The organism is Streptomyces sp. GESEQ-35, assembly GCF_017948485.1.
In the GTDB taxonomy this organism is placed as follows: Bacteria; Actinomycetota; Actinomycetes; order Streptomycetales; family Streptomycetaceae; genus Streptomyces.
This window is the reverse complement of sequence record NZ_JAFFSX010000001.1, coordinates 708,028-723,809: the sequence shown is the minus strand read 5'-3', so window position 1 is coordinate 723,809 and position 15,782 is coordinate 708,028. Positions and strand designations below refer to the sequence as shown.

Sequence of the window (15,782 nt, the reverse complement as noted above, 5' to 3'; positions counted from 1 at the left end):
AAACAGAGTGAAAGGGAAGGGGTCCCGGAGATGCGATGGAGCGAACTGGTGGAGGAAGTGCGCGAGCGCGGGGAGTACCCCACCACCAAGGAGGCCGAGCGGATCACAAAGATCGTGCTCTCCACACTGGGCGGGCACCTGACCGGTCCGGCGAAGGCCGATCTGGTCAAGCGGCTGCCTGTCGAGGCCGCCACGCTCATTGCCGAGCAGGTGCCCGTCATCAAGCCGCTGACCGGTGCGCAGTTCGTCGACAGTGTGGCGGCCCGGATCGATGGAGCCACTGCCACGACTGCCCGCTGGGACGTCAGCTCGGTCCTGAGTGTGGTGGCGGACGCTGCGGGTGACGAGCTCACGGAGCGCATCATCCGTCTGCTCCCGCCCGGATACGCCCTGCTGTTCGGCCGGATCCAGCTTGCGGCCTGATCGCCCGCCGCCCAGCCCCTCCGAATCCCACCGTCTCACGGGGCGCATCAGCCCACGGGCCTTGCGGTCGAGAGATCCGGGAAGATCCGGACCACATTGGATGACCTGATCACGGACGTGATCCTGCACCCCTGCCTCCAAGGTGAGGACGAGCCCTGCACGCTGAGCATCTATTTTCTCTGAACCGGCCAGTCGCTCGCTGTCTCGTCCGGGTGGAGGGCGTCGAGGATGAGGGTGAGACCGAAGGCGAACTCGTCGGCGTAGTTGTAGCCGGGCTTGAGGACGTGCTCGGTGACCAGTTCGGTGAGGTGGGGGTAGGGGTCGGGGGCGGGCATGTCGCGCAGGATGGCGCCAGCGACCTCGTCCAGCTCCGCCCCGCCTCGAAACGGCAGGCTCAGTTCCTGGAGTACGAAGCCGTAGAGGTAGCCGTCGATCAGTGAGACGGCGTGCGCGGTCATCGGTACGGAGAACCCCGCGGCGCGCAGCGTGCCGAGCACGGCGTCGTGGTGGCGCAGGGTCGCCGGGCCGGGCTGGGAGCGGGAGTCCATCAGGCCGATCGCCCATGGATGGCGGCGGAGGGCGGCTCGGGCCGAGTCCGCGCGGTGGCGCATGGCGGTCTTCCACTCGATGTCGCGCGGCGGCAGATCGATCTCGCCGAACACCGCGTCCACCATGCCGTCGAGGATGTCCTCCCGGCCCGCCACGTGGTGATAGAGCGACATCGCCTCGACCCTCAGCGGTTCGGCGATGGCCCGCATGGTGAGCGCTGCCGACCCCTTCTCGTCCGCCACCGCCACCGCCGTACGAATCACGCGCTCGCGACTGAGCGGGGTGCGCGCCGATGCCCTGCGCCGACCGCCCTTGCCTGCCTCGCGCATCCGCCCTCCTTTTCGTCCCCCTTGACCGCCTTACAGCATAAGGTTAACTTACCTTACAACATAAGGTCAGTATGCTGGCGAGGGGGCTGCGCCATGGGCACGGATCGGATGAAGAAGGTCTGCATCGTCGGGGCTTCGGGGAAGCTCGGGCAGTACATGGTCCGGCACGCACTGGAGCGCGGCTATGAAGTGGTCGGAGTGTGCCGGGAGCGCAGCGTGCCGAAGCTGGCGGCGTTCGAAGGCCGGATGACCGTCGTCCCCGGACCCGCGAACGACTCGGAGGTGATCCGGCGGGCGGTCGCGGGGTGCGACGGGGTGTTGACGGTGCTGGTGCCCTGGCGGGTGCAGCAGTACGCGTCGGGCACGGCACAGGCGGTGCTCGACCACGCACGGCCGGGCGCGCGCCTGATCTTCTCGTGCGGCTGGCACATCACGCGCGACGGCAAGGACAAGTACTCGCGGCTGTTCATCCTGGGCGTCCGGATCGCCGCGGTGCTGGGCAAGCTCGTCCGCTTCGCCGAGATCGACGACCAAGTGGAGGCGTGCCGACGGGTGTTCGGCAGCGACACCCGGTGGACCGTGGTGCGGGGCAGCTCCCTGGAGGAGGGCGAGAGCCAGGGCCTGCCCGTGTGGAGCCGGCACGTGGGCGACCCGGTACTCGGCAGCGATCTGACGCGTCGGGTGGACTTCGCGCTGTTCATGGTGGAAGCGCTCACCGACGACACACTCGTCCAGGAGGCCCCGGCGATCGTCGGCTGCAAAACCCCCAGCGCCCTCGCCCACGCCGGGGGCTCGCACGAACACGCCTAGCCGGGTAGGACAGCTCCCCTACCGACTCGCCGTTCCGTCACTGCACGCCCAACTGCCGCCGGTAGGACGGGAGAGGACCGGCGTTCGCCAGGACGGCCGCGCAGGCCTGGCCGGGGTTGGAGGGAGACAGCAGGGTGTTGTCGGTGAAGGTGAGGTCGTGGGGGTCGCGGTGTCCCAGACGGCGGAGGAGGCGTGGTACTCCGTGCCGGTGCGATGGATCCAGTTGTTCGTGATCCGGGTGCCGCGGTTGGTGCCCTTCTGGTCGGGCGGGGCCACTCCCATCAGGATCCCGCCGTCGGAGACGTCGCTGATGACGTTGCCGTCGACCACGTTGTACGAGCTGTTCTCGGACAACTCCAGCGCCTGGGCGCCCAGGTGAGTGAATCGGTTGCCCTCGAAGGCGATGCGCTCGGCGGTGCGGAAGGCGACCGCACCCGGCACCGTCAGCAACTTCGGCTCCTTGCCCGTCCCCGGCCCGCAGGTACATGCTCCACGCGGCGGGGAACCCCGCGACCGTCGTACGGCGACGGCCGCGGTGCGCGATGGGTGAGGTTAGGGTGGCCTAAGAAAGTGGAACGTCATGGTTCGTCACCGGAGTCCTTCGCATGCTCGTGTCCGTACCGCCCGAGGGCGCACCGCCCCGTCCGCCCCGCCTGGCGCGGCCGCACCCGCTGCCCCGGCTCGCGGAACCGGCCTGCGTGCTGCCCGCACCGGATGGCGTCGAGGAGTTCTGGGAGGACGTCCACCGCCGCGGCACTCCGCTCCTCGGCCCTGATCCGCTCGGCAGCGACGACCACGCGGCCGTGACGTTCCTGTGGCGCGGCGGCCCCGCCACCCGCGCCGTCCAGGTCCTGCCCAACAAGCTCGGCGACCCGCGCGACCCCGAGGGCAACCTGATGCGGCGGGCCCCCGGCACGGACGTCTGGCACTGGACACTCCGCCTGCGCCACGACTGGCGCGGCACCTACGACCTGTACGTCGATGAAGGCGACGGCCCCGACCCGGGCACCCCCGAGTACTGGACCTGGCTGCGCACCCGCAGCCGCACCGATCCGTTCAACTCCCGTACGTTGCCCCGCCGTTGGACGGCAGAGCCGGTCCCGTACGCCGAACTCCCGGCCGCCCCGAGCGCGGGGGACTGGGTGCCCCGGCCCGGTGTTGCCCGCGGCTCGGTCGCCGAGCACAAGGTGTCCGGCCGGCGTGTGTGGCTGTACGAACCGCCGCGCACCGAAGCGGAGGTGGCCGATCTGCTGGTCCTGCTCGACGGCGAACACTGGCAGCCGCTGCTCGGGCTGAACCACCTCCTCGACAACCTCATCGCCGACGGCCGTATCCCGCCTGTCGCAGCCGTCCTGCCGGAGGCCGTCGACGAAGCCACGCGCTGGACCGAGTTGGCCTGCCGACCCGAGTACGTCGCCTTTCTCGCCGACGAGGTGCTGCCCTGGGCTGCGACACGGCTGCCCGTCACGGACGATCCGGCGCGGACCGTGATCGCCGGGCAGAGCCTCGGCGGACTCACCGCCGCCTACGCCGCCTCGGTGGCCCCGCACCGTTTCGGCAACGCCCTTGTGCAGTCGGGCTCGTTCTGGTGGCCCGTCGGCCCGGAGGCGGAGTGGTTCACCCGGGCCCTCGCCGACACGCCACGGCTGCCCGTGCGCTTCCGGCTCTCCTTCGGCGAGCAGGAATGGGTTGCCCTGCCCGCGGCCCGCCGGCTGCGCGACACGCTCGCGCAGGCCGGCTATGACGACGCCTCCTACCGGGAGTTCAACGGCGGCCACGACTACCTCTGCTGGCGTACGGAACTGGCGGACGGTCTGGTGGAGTTGCTGGGGCGCTGAGCACCACGCAGGCGGCCTCCCAGCCCATCGGGACGTCGACGTCGGCGGACGTCCGGCCCGGCAGTTCGGCGGGGCGCTCACCCGTCCCGACGTACAGGCCACGCAGAGCGGCACCGGACACGCCCTCGCCGGTCGCCTTGAGGTAGGCCTCTTTGCGGGTCCAGCAGCGGGTGAACGCACCGGGAAAGGCGCTCGGGGGCAGGCGTTCCAGCTCCCGCTGCTCGGCCGGATGCAGTGACCGGCTCGTGTCCACGGCGACCCGCAGGCCCGGGACCGCCTGGACGTCGACGCCGATCGGCGTCGTGGCCAGACCGATCAGCGCCAGGCCGTCGGAGTGCGAGAGCGAGAAGTGCACGCTCGCCCCGAACGGCCCGGCCACGGCGGGACGGCCGTGCGGCCCGCCGCAGTGCGGACAGCGCAGCCGGACCAGCGGCACCGACGCGGCACGCAGCCCCGTATAGGCGCCGAGCACCCGGCGCAGCGCACTGTGCGCGGTCACGTAGAGCGCCCGTTCGGCCGGGCGCCGCAGCGCAGCCGCCCGGCGCCGTTCGCCCGTGTCCAGCACGGACGCGTCGAGCGGCTGGCCCGGTTCGGGGGCCCGCAGGACCCACAGCAGTGGACCGTGCGCCAGCCGGCGGGGCCGCAGCCCCGGACCCCGTACCAGCATCTGGGGCCGCAGCGAGGGTTCCGCCATCGTGGTCATCCCCGGCCCGCCTCCACCCGCCGTACGCACGCCTCGTACGAAGCCGCGCCCGAGACGGCGGCCCAGCCGGAGGGCACGGCACGCCAGGCCGGCCACAGGGACAACATGCCGTTGGCGTTCTCCAGCACCAGATGGGTGTCCTGGCCCTCGTTCCCCGGATCGAAGGGACCGGTCATGCGTCGAGCTCCTTCAGGCGGGCGGCGAGATGCGTCGCGATGTCGTCCAGGTAGCGGTCCCGCATCAGCTGCGGGTGCGTGCAGTCGAGGTCGTGGTTGACGATCACGCCGGTGACGTGGGGCCGCCATGCCTCGCGGGTCAGCCAGTCCTCGGGACGCGGGGCGGCGGCCGTGAAGAACAGCACATCGCCGTCGTACGAGCCGTGTTCGTGCTCGCGCATCATGCGGGCGTGGTTGGGCACGATGTCGACGATCTTCGACAGGGTGTGCTCGGAGAGTCCGGCGAGGGGGCTGCCCGCGCGGCGCAGGGTGGCCAGTACGTCGTCGCGGTCGCGCTCGTCGGTGCGGTCGAAGCCCGCCATGCGGAGTACGGCGGTGAGCGCGTCGCCCTCCTCGGGTGCGGGCCGCTCCCGCCACTGCTCGGCGGGGAACGCGTCGAGCAGCGCGAGGAGTTCGACCTGTTCACCGGCTTCCTGGAGCAGCACGGCGACGGTGTGTGCGAGGACTCCGCCGACCGACCAGCCGAGCAGGCGGTACGGGCCCTGCGGCTGGACCTCGCGGATCCGCTCGGCGTAGTCGACCGCCTCCTCCTGGAGGGTGCGCGGCAGGGGCTCGTCGCCCACCAGACCGCGGGCCTGGATGCCGTGGACGGGCTGCGCAGGGCCGAGACGCGCGGACAGACCGGCGTAGCACCAGGCGATGCCGCCCGCCGGATGGATGGCGAACAACGGCCGCCCGTCTCCGTCGGCACGCAGCGGCAGTACGACGCCCAGCGCGTCCTCGGACGCCGGTCCCGTGTCCTCCAGTCGGGCGGCGAGCAAGGCCGGTGTCGGCGCCTCGAACAGCGAGCCGATGGTCAGCTCGGTGCCGAACTCCTCCCGCACCCGTGCCACCAGCCGTACCGCGAGCAGCGAGGTGCCGCCCAGGTCGAAGAACGCGTCGTCGGGGCCGACCTGTTCGACGCCGAGCACCTGCGCGAACAGCAGCGTCAGTGCCTGCTCGCGGGCGGTCGCCGGACGTCGGGAGCTGTCGCCGCCGGCGAACACCGGGGCCGGCAGTTCACGGCGGTCGAGCTTTCCGTTGGGGCTGAGCGGGAACGCGTCGAGGGCGACGACTGAGGCCGGGACCATGTGTTCCGGCAACTCGCGGGCCAGCGCCGCCCGTACGACCACCGGATCGGCGCCGCCCGTCACATAGCCGACGAGCCGGTCCTCACGCACCAGCGCACACGCACCGTCCACCCCCGGCTGAGCCGCCAACGCGGCCTCGATCTCGCCGAGTTCGATGCGTTGCCCGCGCAGCTTGACCTGATGGTCGGTCCGCCCGAGGTACTCGATCTCGCCCTCGCCGGTCCATCGGGCCAGGTCACCCGTCCGGTACATGCGGGTGCCGGCCGGGCCGAACGGATCGGCAACGAAACGGGTCGCCGTCAGCTCGGCCCGGTTGAGGTAGCCGTCGGCCAACTGCCGCCCTGCCAAGTGCAGTTCACCCGGCACTCCGGGCGGGCAGGGCTGAAGCGCCGCATCCAGCACGTACAGCCGCGTGTTCCACACCGGCCGCCCGATCGGCACCGGGCCCTCGGAGCCGGGCGCACAGGGGTGGTACGTGACGTCGACGGCCGCCTCGGTCGGGCCGTACAGGTTGTGCAGCCCGACCCCGGGCAGCACCCGCCCGAAGGCGTTCGCGGTCTCCCGGGGCAGAGCCTCGCCGCTACAGAACACCCGGCGCAGTCCACCGCACCCGGCCGCGTCCGGCCCGGAGAGGAACACCTGAAGCATCGACGGCACGAAGTGGCAGGTGGTGACGGCCTGTTCGCGGATCAGCCGGGCCAGGTAGACCGGGTCCTTTTGGCCGCCCGGCTCGGCGACGACCAGGGCCGCGCCCTCACGCAGCGGCCAGAAGAACTCCCACACCGACACGTCGAACGACGACGGCGTCTTCTGCAGCACGCGGTCCTCGGCGGTCAGCCTGTACTCGTGCTGCATCCAGCGCAGCCGGTTGTCGATCGCCCCGTGCGACACGACCACACCCTTCGGGCGGCCGGTGGAACCGGACGTGTAGATGACGTAGGCGGGATGGGCGGGGGTGAGCGCCCGCCCCGGATTCACCCACGGGTACGCCGACACATCCGTGCCGTCCAGGACGACCAGCGGGGTCTCCTCCGGCAGACGGCCCGCCCGGTCCGTGATCGCGCACACCGGCGCCGCGTCCTGGAGCATGTACGACAGCCGCTGCGCGGGATAGTCCGGGTCGAGCGGCAGATACGCGGCCCCGGCCTTCAACACCGCGAGCAGGGCGACGACCAGCTCGGTCGAGCGCGGCATCGAGACCGCCACCACCGCCCCCGGCCCGGCTCCCAGCGTGCGCAGATGGTGGGCCAACCGGTTGGCGCGGGTGTTGAGTTCGGCGTACGTGAGGGAGGTGTCGCCGTACACCAGCGCCGTCGCGTCGGGGGTCTGCGCGGCCTGTGACTCGATCGGCCCGATGAGGGTGGTCGGGGGCAGCGCGATGTCCGTGCGGTTGAACTCGTCGAGGACCAGGGCCTGTTCGTCCGGCGTCGCGATGGTGTGGGCGGCCAGCGGCAGTTGCGGGTCGCTGTCGGCGAGGCGCTCCAGCAGGTGCAGGAACCGTCCCTGGTGCGTGGCCAGTCCGGCGTCGTCGTACAGCGCGGGATTGCCGTCGTGGTCGACGCGCAGGCCCCGGCCGTCGGCGCGGTCGTAGATGTTGACCGTCAGATCGTCGACAGGACCGGCGGACAGGTTCCGGGCCCGTGCGGGCGCGCCCGCGAAGTCCACGCCGTAGTCGAAGGGCATGACGTTGACGAGCGGGCCGACCAGGCCCCGTGACTCGCCGAGCAGACCCAGGTCGCGGCGGATGTCCTCGTAGCGGTACCGCTGATGGCGGCGCACCTCGCGGATGCCCAGCACGACCTGCCGAACCAGCTCGGCGAAGGACGCCTCGGGGGTGACGGTCAGCCGCAGCGGCAGGACGTTCATCACCATCCCCGGTACGCGCAGCGTGACCGAGCCCATGCGGCCCATCATCGGCAGGCCCAGCACCACGTCCGCCCGGGCCGTGGCGCGGGAGGTGTAGAGGGCCTGCGCGGCGATCAGCACGTCGGGCCAGGTCGCCCGCAGCCGGACGGCCAGTTCGCGGACGCGCTCGGTGGCCTCCGGCGCCAGGTACGCCGTACGACGGAGGAAGGTGCGGGACGGCAGCGCGCCGCGGCCGGCGAGCCGGGGTGCCTCCGGGCGGTCGGCGAACGCCTGCGACCAGTGGGCACGGTCGGCCGCGAAGGCGGCGGAGCCGCGGTAAGCGGTGTCGTCCGCGACCAGGTCGGCGAGGCTGCCGAAGGAGCGCGCGGCGGGCTCCTGGCCGCGGGCAAGGGCGGAGTACACCTCGGCGGTGCGCCGCACCAGCAGCGAGTAGCCATAGCCGTCCATCACCAGGTGGTGGATGCGCTGGTACCAGAGCCAGCGCTCCTCGCCGTCCGGGAGACCGACCCGGAACAGGGCGTGTCGGCACAGCGGACCGGTCGCCAGGTCGAGGGGCTCGGCCAGGTCGGCGCGCATCCACGCCTCGGCCTGCTCGTCCGTACTGCGATCGTGCACCGTGAGCGGCAACTCGACGTCGGTACGGATGTGTTGGCGCGGTCCGTCGGGGGTTTCCGCCACGACGACGCGCAGCGCCTCCGCCTCCTGGGCGACCTGCCGCAGGGCGGCGGCGAAGAGGTCCGGGTCGATCGGGCCGTCGATCTCCAGGCACTCCGCGGTGTTCTGCGCGGGGCTCAGCGGATCGAGGGCCTGCGCGAACCACATGCCCGACTGGGCCGACGTCAGCGGGAGTACGGCTTCGGTCGTGACGGCGGTGGTCATGCGACCCCCAGCTTCGATGCCCAGGCCTCGATGGCGGGCTGCTCGGCGAGGTCGGCGAAGTCCGCCGTGATGTCGTGGTCGCGGCGCCAGCGTACGAGCAGCGCCATGATGCGGACCGAGTCCAGGCCGTAGTCGACGAGGTTCTCGTCGAAGGGGATGTCGGCGGCGTCCTCGCCGAGCGCGACGGCGACGTCGGTGCGGATCTGCTCCAGGGTGAGGGCCATGGCTCAGACCTCCTTGAAGAGCGTGTCGGTGGTGGTCACGACCGCGCAGCGGCCGGCGGCCCAGCGCAGGGCCATCTCGTGGTCCTCGCGGGAGAAGTCGGCGACCGCGTCGGCGACGACGAACGCCTGGATGTCCCGGCTCCACGCGTCGGCGGCGGTCATCAGGACGCCGATGTGCGCGTACACGCCGACGATCACCAGCTGATCGCGGCCCGACTCCCGCAGTAGCGCGCCGAGTTCGGTGCGCGCGAAGGCGCTGTACTTCCACTTCGTGAGCGTGGTGTCCCCGGGTTCGGGGGCCACCGGGCCGGGCATGGCGAGCGCCTCCGGGTCGTCAGCGACGCCGGGGCCCCAGAAGTCGAGCTGGAGCCCGCGCTGCTGCGGCGTCTGCCCGCCGCGCTGCGCCGAGTAGACGACCGGCACACCGAGCCTGCGGGCGTCCTTGAGCAGACGGGCCGTGTTGTCGAGCAGGCCGGTCAGCGGCTGGGCGCCGGCGGGGAACGCGGAGAGGAAGTGGTGCTGGAGGTCGTGCACGAGCAGGACGGCGCGCGCCGGGTCCACGGTCCATGACACTCGGTTGGCGGGGAGCTGGTGTGCGGTGGGAAGCGGATAGGGGGAGATGGCGGGGAGTGCCATGAGAACAAGGGCCTTTCAGGACTGCTCGGCGGTGGACCGCAGTTGCTTCTTGCTGACCTTGCCGACACCGGTCTGCGGGAAGGCGTCGACGAACTCGACGAGATCGGGGATCTTGTAGGCGGCCACCCCGCGCTCGCGCACGAACCGTTTGACGGAGAGGGGCTTCAGCGGCTCGGCGCCGTCGCGCAGGATGACGTAGGCGAGGGAGCGTTCGCCGAGGTACTGGTCGGGCACCGCGACCACGGACACGTCGTGCACGGCGGGATGGGCGAGGATGATGTTCTCGATCTCCTCCGGCGCGACCTTCTCACCGCCCCGGTTGATCTGGTCCTTCGCCCGCCCCACCACGACGAGATGGCCGGTCGGGGTGCGCCGGACGATGTCGCCGGTGCGGTAGAAGCCGTCCTCGGTGAAGGCTCTTGTGTTGTGCTCGGGTGCGCGCCAGTAGCCGCGGATGGTGTACGGGCCACGGGTCAGCAGATGTCCGGGCTCGCCGTCCGGGACGTCACGGTCGGCGTCGTCGACGACGCGGATCTCGTCGGCCACGGAGATCGGCCGTCCCTGCGTGCCGACGATCGTCGCCTCGTCGTCGTCCAGCCGGGTGTAGTTGACCAGCCCTTCGGCCATGCCGAAGACCTGCATCAGCCGGCAGCCCAAGGCGGGCTCCAGCCGACGGGCCGCCTCCTCGCTGTATTTGGCGCCGCCGACGAGCATCAACTCCAGGCTGGACAGGTCGTGTTGGGCCTGGGCAGCGGCGTCGGTCCACACCAGGGCGAGTGGCGGCACGAGCCCCGTCATGGTGATCCGCTCGCGCTCGATGAGCGGGAACGCCGTCGCCGGGTCCGGCTTCGGGCAGAGCACCACCGTGCCTCCGGCGTACAGCACGCCCAGCCAACCCGGCGAGCTCATCGGGAAGTTGTGTGCGGCGGGGAGTGCGACGAGGAACCGCGTATCGGCGTCGACACCGCAGATCTCGTTCGAGCCCCACAGCGAGTACATGTAGTCGTCGTGGGTGCGCGGGATCAGCTTGGATACCCCCGTCGTCCCGCCCGACAGCTGGAGGAACGCCAGTTGGTGCGGCTCCGGCCCGGCAGGCAGGCCGACCGGATCGGCGTACACCTCGGACAGCGGCGTGTGCTCGCCCGGGTCGCCGGCCACGAAGACGTGCTCCAGGCTCGGCGTCTCCTTCTTCACCCGCGACGCGAGGTCACGGTGGTCGAAACCGGCGTGCCGGTCCGGGATGACGTACGCGACGGCCTCGGCGAAGGCGCAGAAGTGGCCGATCTCGGACTCCCGGTGCGCGGGCAGCGCGTACACGGGCAGCGCGCCGATCCGGAACAGCCCGAAGACCACCTCGATGAACTCGCCGACGTTCGGCAGCTGTACGACGACTCGGTCGCCCCGGGATATCCCGCGGGCGGCGAACCCGGCGGCCAACCGGTCCGCGCGCTCGTCGAGTTCTCTGTAGGTCCAGGTACGGCGCTCGGGTGCCGGGTCGATCAGGGCGATCCGATCGGGCTGGGCGGCGGCGCGCTCGCGCAGTACGCCGCCGAACGTCTCCCCGCGCCAGTAACCCTCCGCGCGGTAGCGCTCGGCGAACTCCTCGGGCCAGGTGGGCGCGTCCGCGCCGGGTGTGAGGCTCACAGCGAGGCCCCCACCGCGTCCAGGAACGTACGGAACTTCGCCGCCGTCTCCGCGGTCTCGGCCTCGGGCGACGACTCGGCGACCACGCCCGCGCCCGCGAACAGCCGGAGCGTTCGCCCCTCGGCCTCCGCGCAGCGGATGGTCACGACCCACTCGCCGTCGCCGTCCGCGTCCTGCCAGCCGACCATGCCGGTGTAGGGACCGCGGTCGAAGGGCTCCGACTCCGCGATGACGGCCCGCGCCACGTCCGTCGGTGTGCCGCACACCGCCGGGGTGGGATGCAGTGCGAGCGCCAGGTCGAGAGCCGTGGTGTCCACGTCGGTCAACTCGCCGGTGACGGTGGTCGACAGATGCCACATGGCCGCGGTCCGCACCAGCGTGGGCCGCTCCGGCACCTCCAGACTCGTGCAGTACGGCGCGAGCGCCTCGCGTACGGCCGCCACGACGACGGCGTGCTCGTGCAGGTCCTTGGGGGATTCGAGGAGGGCGACCGCACGTCGTACGTCTTCAGCCAGGTCGGTGCTGCGGGGCGCCGACCCGGCGAGGGGGTTGGCGACCAGGCGGCCGTCCTGCCGGGACACCAGCAGCTCGGGGCTGGCGCCGACCAGTGTGCGGCCCGGCCCGCTCGGCACGGCGAAGGTGTATCCGGCCGGGTCCCGGCGGGCGAGGCGGCGCAGCATGGCGGGCAGGTCCGGCTCGCGCGGGGATGTCAGCTCCAGCGTGCGGGCGAGGACGACCTTGTCGAACTCCCCGGCCCGCATCCGCGCGACCGCGGCGGCCACCGCCTCGCCGTACCGCTCCGGCGCGGGTACCTCCGTCACCCGCCAGCGGGGCCGGTCCTCCTGGTGCGGTACCGGCAGGGCGACGAGCGGGTCCTCGCGCAGCGGAGGCGCCCAGTGCACCTCCTCGGGGACGGTGAGCGCGGGCGGGGCGTCCGGGGCGAAGGGCAGCGAGCCGAGGACCACCGGAGCCGGGGCACCCGGGCGGCGCCGGGCTTCGAGCGCCTCCCGTATCCGGAGGGTCAACGGGCGGTCGTCGTGGGGTATTTCGGCGGCTGTGCCCCGGCCCAGCAGGGTGTGGCGGGGTGAGGCGAGGAACCGGTCCGTGGCGGGGCTGTAGGCCTCCAGGAGGGCCGTCGCGGCGCCGGGGGAGATGAGCGGGACGGTGAGTTCGTGCAGTGACGTGGACATGAGTGTCTCCAGTGGGGGGAGGGCACGAGGGGCGGGTTAGGGCGGGTTGCGAAAGTCCCGTCGTCCGCCCGGAGGGCGGGCCGGGCGTCGCCAGGCAGGCGGGACTTTCGCAACCTGCCCTAGGCCCGGAGCGTGGCTCCGCCGTCGACGTACAGGTCGTGCAGGGTGATGTGCCGGGCCCGGTCCGAGACCAGGAAGGCGACCGCGTCGGCGATGTCGGCGGGATCGGCGATCCGGCCGAGCGGAATGCCCGTCCGGTACGTCGCCGGGTCGCCCTCGATGACACGGCGGGCGGCGGCCGACTCGTCGGTGCCTGACGCCGTCCACATCGCCCGCTGCATGTCGGTCAGGGTCGAGCCGGGGGAGACCGTGTTGCAGCGGACGCCGCTCGCGGCCACCTCCAGTCCCAGGCATTTGGTGAACATGACGGAGGCTGCCTTCGAGGCGGCGTAGGCGGCCATGCCCGTGCGGGGGATCCCGGCCGCGTTGGAGGCGACGGTGACGATCGAGCCGTGGCCGCGCTCGGCCATCCGGCCGGCGACGCAGCGCGAGACGTGGAACACACCGGTGGTGTTGACGGCGAAGGTGGTCGCCCAGTCGTCGTCGGTGAGGTCGACGACGTGCGACTCGCGCAGGATTCCGGCGACGTTGACGGCGATGTCCAGCGGGCCGAGCGTGCGCTCCGCCTCGTCGACGAGGGCGTCCACGGCGGCGGCGTCCGTCACGTCCAGCGTGCGCGCGGTGACCTGGTCGCCGTGCTTTGCGGCGAGCGCGTCGATGCCCCCGCCGTCGACGTCGGTGGCGAGCACCCGGGCGCCCTGTTCGACGAGCGCGGTGACCACCGCGGCGCCGATGCCCCGGCCCGCCCCGGTCACGAGGGCGAGGCGGCCGGTGAGTTCGGCGCTCACGAGGCGAGCGCCTTCGTCACGTCGTCCAGGACGATCTGCGCCGCGAGCGGGCCGCCCGCGCTGTTCCACGCGGAGCCCTGGACGACGACGACATGACCCGCCTTCTCGGCCTTCAGCTTGCTGAAGTTGGGGACCTTCGCCGCCTCGGCGTACGCCTTCTCGCCGTCCGCCTGGTCGCCGAGCGTGCCGAAGAACAGCCAGTCGCCGTCGATGGTGGACAGCTTCTCCAGGCTCACCGGCTCGCTGTGGCCGGTACTCGCGCCCTGCTGGTCCGTGGGCCGTTCCAGGCCCAGCGTGGAGAGGGTGGAGCCGACGTGGCCGACGCCCTTGCCGACCACGGACGGCGCGCCGTTCTGCCACCGGATCACGCTGACGACCGAGCCCGCGTTGTCACCCAGCTTCTTCTTCGTGGCGGCGACGCCGGCGTCGAAGTCCGTGAGGACCTTCTCGGCCTGAGACGTCTTGTTCAGCGCCTCGGCCGTCGAGGTGAACGCCTTCTTCCAGTCCTCGTTGAGCTTGGCGGTGACCACGGTCGGGGCGATCGCCTGGAGCTTGGAAACCTCGCTCTTCACGGCGGTCGTCTCGTCCAGCAGGATCAGATCGGGCTGGAGCGCGGCGAGCTTCTCCATGTCGGCCTCGGCGACGGTCGCGACGACCTCGGCCTTCTTCGCCTTGCCGGCGAGATAGGTCGATACGCCCTTCTGACCGCGGCCGGCGGTGGCGCCGACGGGCTCGATACCGAGGGCGAGGGCGGCATCCAGCGTGGGTTCGCTCAGGGTGACGACCTTCTGCGGGGCGGACGGCACCTCCACCTTGCGGCCGGTGGCGTCGGTGACCTGGCGCGTGCTCGACTCCTTGCCGGCGGCGCTGTCTGCGCTGTCGTTGCCGTCGTCACCGCAGCCGGTCAGGAGCAGCGCTCCGGTCACCACGGTGGCAGCGGACGTCAGGACCGCCCTGCGAGAGGCTCGTGCAGAGGACATGAGGGTAAAGCTCCTTGCTGACAAAGAGAGTTGTCGATTAATCGTCAGATGTGGTCTGGGGAACCCGGGAAACCCGGGATCCGTAAATCAGGGAGTCGCGGTGCCCAGCAGGCGCACCAGGCCGTCGGCCAGGGCGCCGTGCCAACAGACGTAGTCGTGGCCGCCGTTGAACTCGCCGTAGGTGACCCGATAACGGGCGGTGCGCAGCGCGTCGTACAGGGCGCGGCTGTGGTCGACCATGGATCCCTCGTGCAGGCCGACGTCCAGGTGGATCGTCACCGGCCGGGGCTCCGTGGCGGCATAGCGGCTCACCAGCCAAGGCGCGCCGAAGACCGGCGGTTTGGGGCCGCTGACGGCCGGTAGTCCGGGCCGCCACCACAGGGAGGCGGACTGGGCGAGGACGTTCCCGAACCGGTCGGGTCGCACATGGCCGGCGTACAGCGCGGTCATGGCGCCCAGGCTCTGCCCGGCGACGACGGTCCGGCCCGCCTCCGTGGTGAGCGGCCAGCGGCCCGCCGCCCACGGCAGCAACTCGTCCGCGAGGAAGCCCACGAACGAGTCGCGCGCGCCCAGTTCACGCCAGCGGGTGTGCCGGTCCACGGCGTCCGGCGCCAGCACGGCGAGCGGGGGCAGCGCTCCGTCGGCGATCAGCGCGTCCAGCGTGTGCCCGAACCCGAGCCGCCCGAACCACATGTCACCGTCGGTCAGGACAAGCACGGGTAGTGGCTCCGCACCACCTCCCGGCGGCCGATACACCCAGGTGTCCCGGTCGCCGCCGAGTGCCGTCGCGGGCACCCGGTGCCGCTCGATCCGACCGGCCGGAACGCCGTCCTTCCGCCCTGCCCACGGCTGCGCCGGGGCGTGCGGGAGGGCGAACACCGAGCTGGACACGGGATGCCAACGGGTGGCGACGGATCGCTGGTTGAGTGGATCCGGTGCGGCGTGCACGGCCAGCGACCGCAGCCGCTGCTGAAGCAGCGCCGGATCCGTGGGCGGCTCCTTGGCCGAGATGTCGGCGGCCATCCGGTACGAACCGCGGTGGTCGGCGCGCAGCCGCAGACCGAGGTGCCATACGTCGGTGCCGGGCACGCGATCGAGGAGTGAACCGGCGAGGTGCTCGCGGTCGACGATGCGGTTCGCGGACAGCAGCACCTGCCGCGTCGCGCGGTGACCGCGCCACAGGAACGTGACGGCCCGGTGGCCCGGCTCGCCGTCCAGTTCCTCGACGAGCGGGGTGCCCACCTGGTCCACCTCGCTCCAGAACTCGGCCGTCAGGTCCGCGCGTTGCGGGTCGTCGGCCCCGGCCAGCTGGGCCACGAGGCGCGCGACGCGCGGCCCGGTGACTCGGACCGGCCGTACCTCGTGGCGGGCGTCCGCCAGGGCGGCGAGGCGCTGAGCGGGCATCTCTTCTCTTCTCGTAGCCGGGAGCGGGAGCAAAGGGCTCGCGCACCGTGAGCGGGTATGCGAAATTGAGCTGTCAACGAAATCGTCAACATG

At 71.9% G+C, this 15,782-nt stretch carries 15 protein-coding genes; 3 read left to right on the top strand and 12 right to left on the bottom strand.

The features are described from left to right. Window positions 1-30 precede the first annotated feature (30 nt). A complete protein-coding gene (locus tag KCH87_RS03175) occupies window positions 31-423 on the top strand; it encodes a DUF2267 domain-containing protein (protein WP_210583845.1) in 393 nt (130 codons plus the stop codon). Window positions 424-593: 170 nt separating this feature from the next. On the opposite strand, the gene KCH87_RS03170 is transcribed toward KCH87_RS03175, so the two are convergent. Further along, a complete protein-coding gene (locus KCH87_RS03170) occupies window positions 594-1,301 on the bottom strand; it encodes a TetR/AcrR family transcriptional regulator (RefSeq protein ID WP_210583844.1) in 708 nt (235 codons plus the stop codon). Window positions 1,302-1,394: 93 nt separating this feature from the next. On the opposite strand from KCH87_RS03170, the gene KCH87_RS03165 reads away from it, so the two are divergent. Beyond that, complete coding sequence (locus KCH87_RS03165) at window positions 1,395-2,111, top strand: NAD(P)-dependent oxidoreductase (protein WP_210583843.1); 717 nt, start codon at window positions 1,395-1,397, stop codon at window positions 2,109-2,111. A gap of 18 nt (window positions 2,112-2,129) precedes the next feature. Here the strand turns inward: KCH87_RS03165 and KCH87_RS03160 are convergent, their stop codons facing one another. Further along, window positions 2,130-2,561 (bottom strand): right-handed parallel beta-helix repeat-containing protein, encoded by a 432-nt coding sequence (locus KCH87_RS03160; protein ID WP_210583842.1) that lies wholly within the window; start codon window positions 2,559-2,561, stop codon window positions 2,130-2,132. A gap of 155 nt (window positions 2,562-2,716) precedes the next feature. On the opposite strand from KCH87_RS03160, the gene fes (KCH87_RS03155) reads away from it, so the two are divergent. Then, window positions 2,717-3,949 carry an enterochelin esterase gene (gene fes / locus KCH87_RS03155; RefSeq protein WP_210583841.1) on the top strand — a complete coding sequence of 411 codons (1,233 nt, stop codon included), beginning with the start codon at window positions 2,717-2,719 and terminating at the stop codon, window positions 3,947-3,949. Here fes (KCH87_RS03155) and KCH87_RS03150 read toward each other — a convergent pair. From KCH87_RS03150 to fes (KCH87_RS03105), 10 genes are all read right to left on the bottom strand, one after another. Next, on the bottom strand, window positions 3,876-4,652 hold the full coding sequence (locus KCH87_RS03150) for a 4'-phosphopantetheinyl transferase superfamily protein (RefSeq protein WP_247195564.1): 777 nt from the start codon (window positions 4,650-4,652) through the stop codon (window positions 3,876-3,878). The genes fes (KCH87_RS03155) and KCH87_RS03150 overlap by 74 nt on opposite strands. Continuing rightward, complete coding sequence (locus tag KCH87_RS03145; protein ID WP_210583840.1) at window positions 4,649-4,828, bottom strand: MbtH family NRPS accessory protein; 180 nt, start codon at window positions 4,826-4,828, stop codon at window positions 4,649-4,651. The genes KCH87_RS03150 and KCH87_RS03145 overlap by 4 nt, the downstream gene beginning before the upstream one ends. After that, the gene (locus KCH87_RS03140; RefSeq protein ID WP_210583839.1) at window positions 4,825-8,703 is read right to left on the bottom strand and encodes a non-ribosomal peptide synthetase; all 3,879 of its coding nucleotides are present in this window, start codon (window positions 8,701-8,703) and stop codon (window positions 4,825-4,827) included. Before KCH87_RS03140 ends, KCH87_RS03145 begins: the two co-directional genes overlap by 4 nt. Further along, the gene (locus KCH87_RS03135; protein WP_210583838.1) at window positions 8,700-8,927 is read right to left on the bottom strand and encodes a phosphopantetheine-binding protein; all 228 of its coding nucleotides are present in this window, start codon (window positions 8,925-8,927) and stop codon (window positions 8,700-8,702) included. Before KCH87_RS03135 ends, KCH87_RS03140 begins: the two co-directional genes overlap by 4 nt. Window positions 8,928-8,930: 3 nt before the next feature. Next, complete coding sequence (locus tag KCH87_RS03130; RefSeq protein WP_210583837.1) at window positions 8,931-9,563, bottom strand: isochorismatase family protein; 633 nt, start codon at window positions 9,561-9,563, stop codon at window positions 8,931-8,933. A gap of 15 nt (window positions 9,564-9,578) precedes the next feature. After that, the gene (locus KCH87_RS03125) at window positions 9,579-11,207 is read right to left on the bottom strand and encodes a (2,3-dihydroxybenzoyl)adenylate synthase (RefSeq protein ID WP_210583836.1); all 1,629 of its coding nucleotides are present in this window, start codon (window positions 11,205-11,207) and stop codon (window positions 9,579-9,581) included. Then, complete coding sequence (locus KCH87_RS03120; RefSeq protein WP_210583835.1) at window positions 11,204-12,397, bottom strand: isochorismate synthase; 1,194 nt, start codon at window positions 12,395-12,397, stop codon at window positions 11,204-11,206. The genes KCH87_RS03125 and KCH87_RS03120 overlap by 4 nt, the downstream gene beginning before the upstream one ends. Window positions 12,398-12,516: 119 nt before the next feature. Next, complete coding sequence (locus tag KCH87_RS03115) at window positions 12,517-13,305, bottom strand: 2,3-dihydro-2,3-dihydroxybenzoate dehydrogenase (protein WP_210583834.1); 789 nt, start codon at window positions 13,303-13,305, stop codon at window positions 12,517-12,519. Further along, window positions 13,302-14,285, bottom strand: coding sequence for an ABC transporter substrate-binding protein (locus KCH87_RS03110; RefSeq protein WP_210583833.1), 984 nt, complete (start codon window positions 14,283-14,285; stop codon window positions 13,302-13,304). The genes KCH87_RS03115 and KCH87_RS03110 overlap by 4 nt, the downstream gene beginning before the upstream one ends. Before the next feature lie 87 nt (window positions 14,286-14,372). Further along, window positions 14,373-15,689, bottom strand: a complete 1,317-nt coding sequence (fes, locus tag KCH87_RS03105; RefSeq protein ID WP_210583832.1) for an enterochelin esterase — start codon at window positions 15,687-15,689, stop codon at window positions 14,373-14,375. Window positions 15,690-15,782 lie beyond the last annotated feature (93 nt).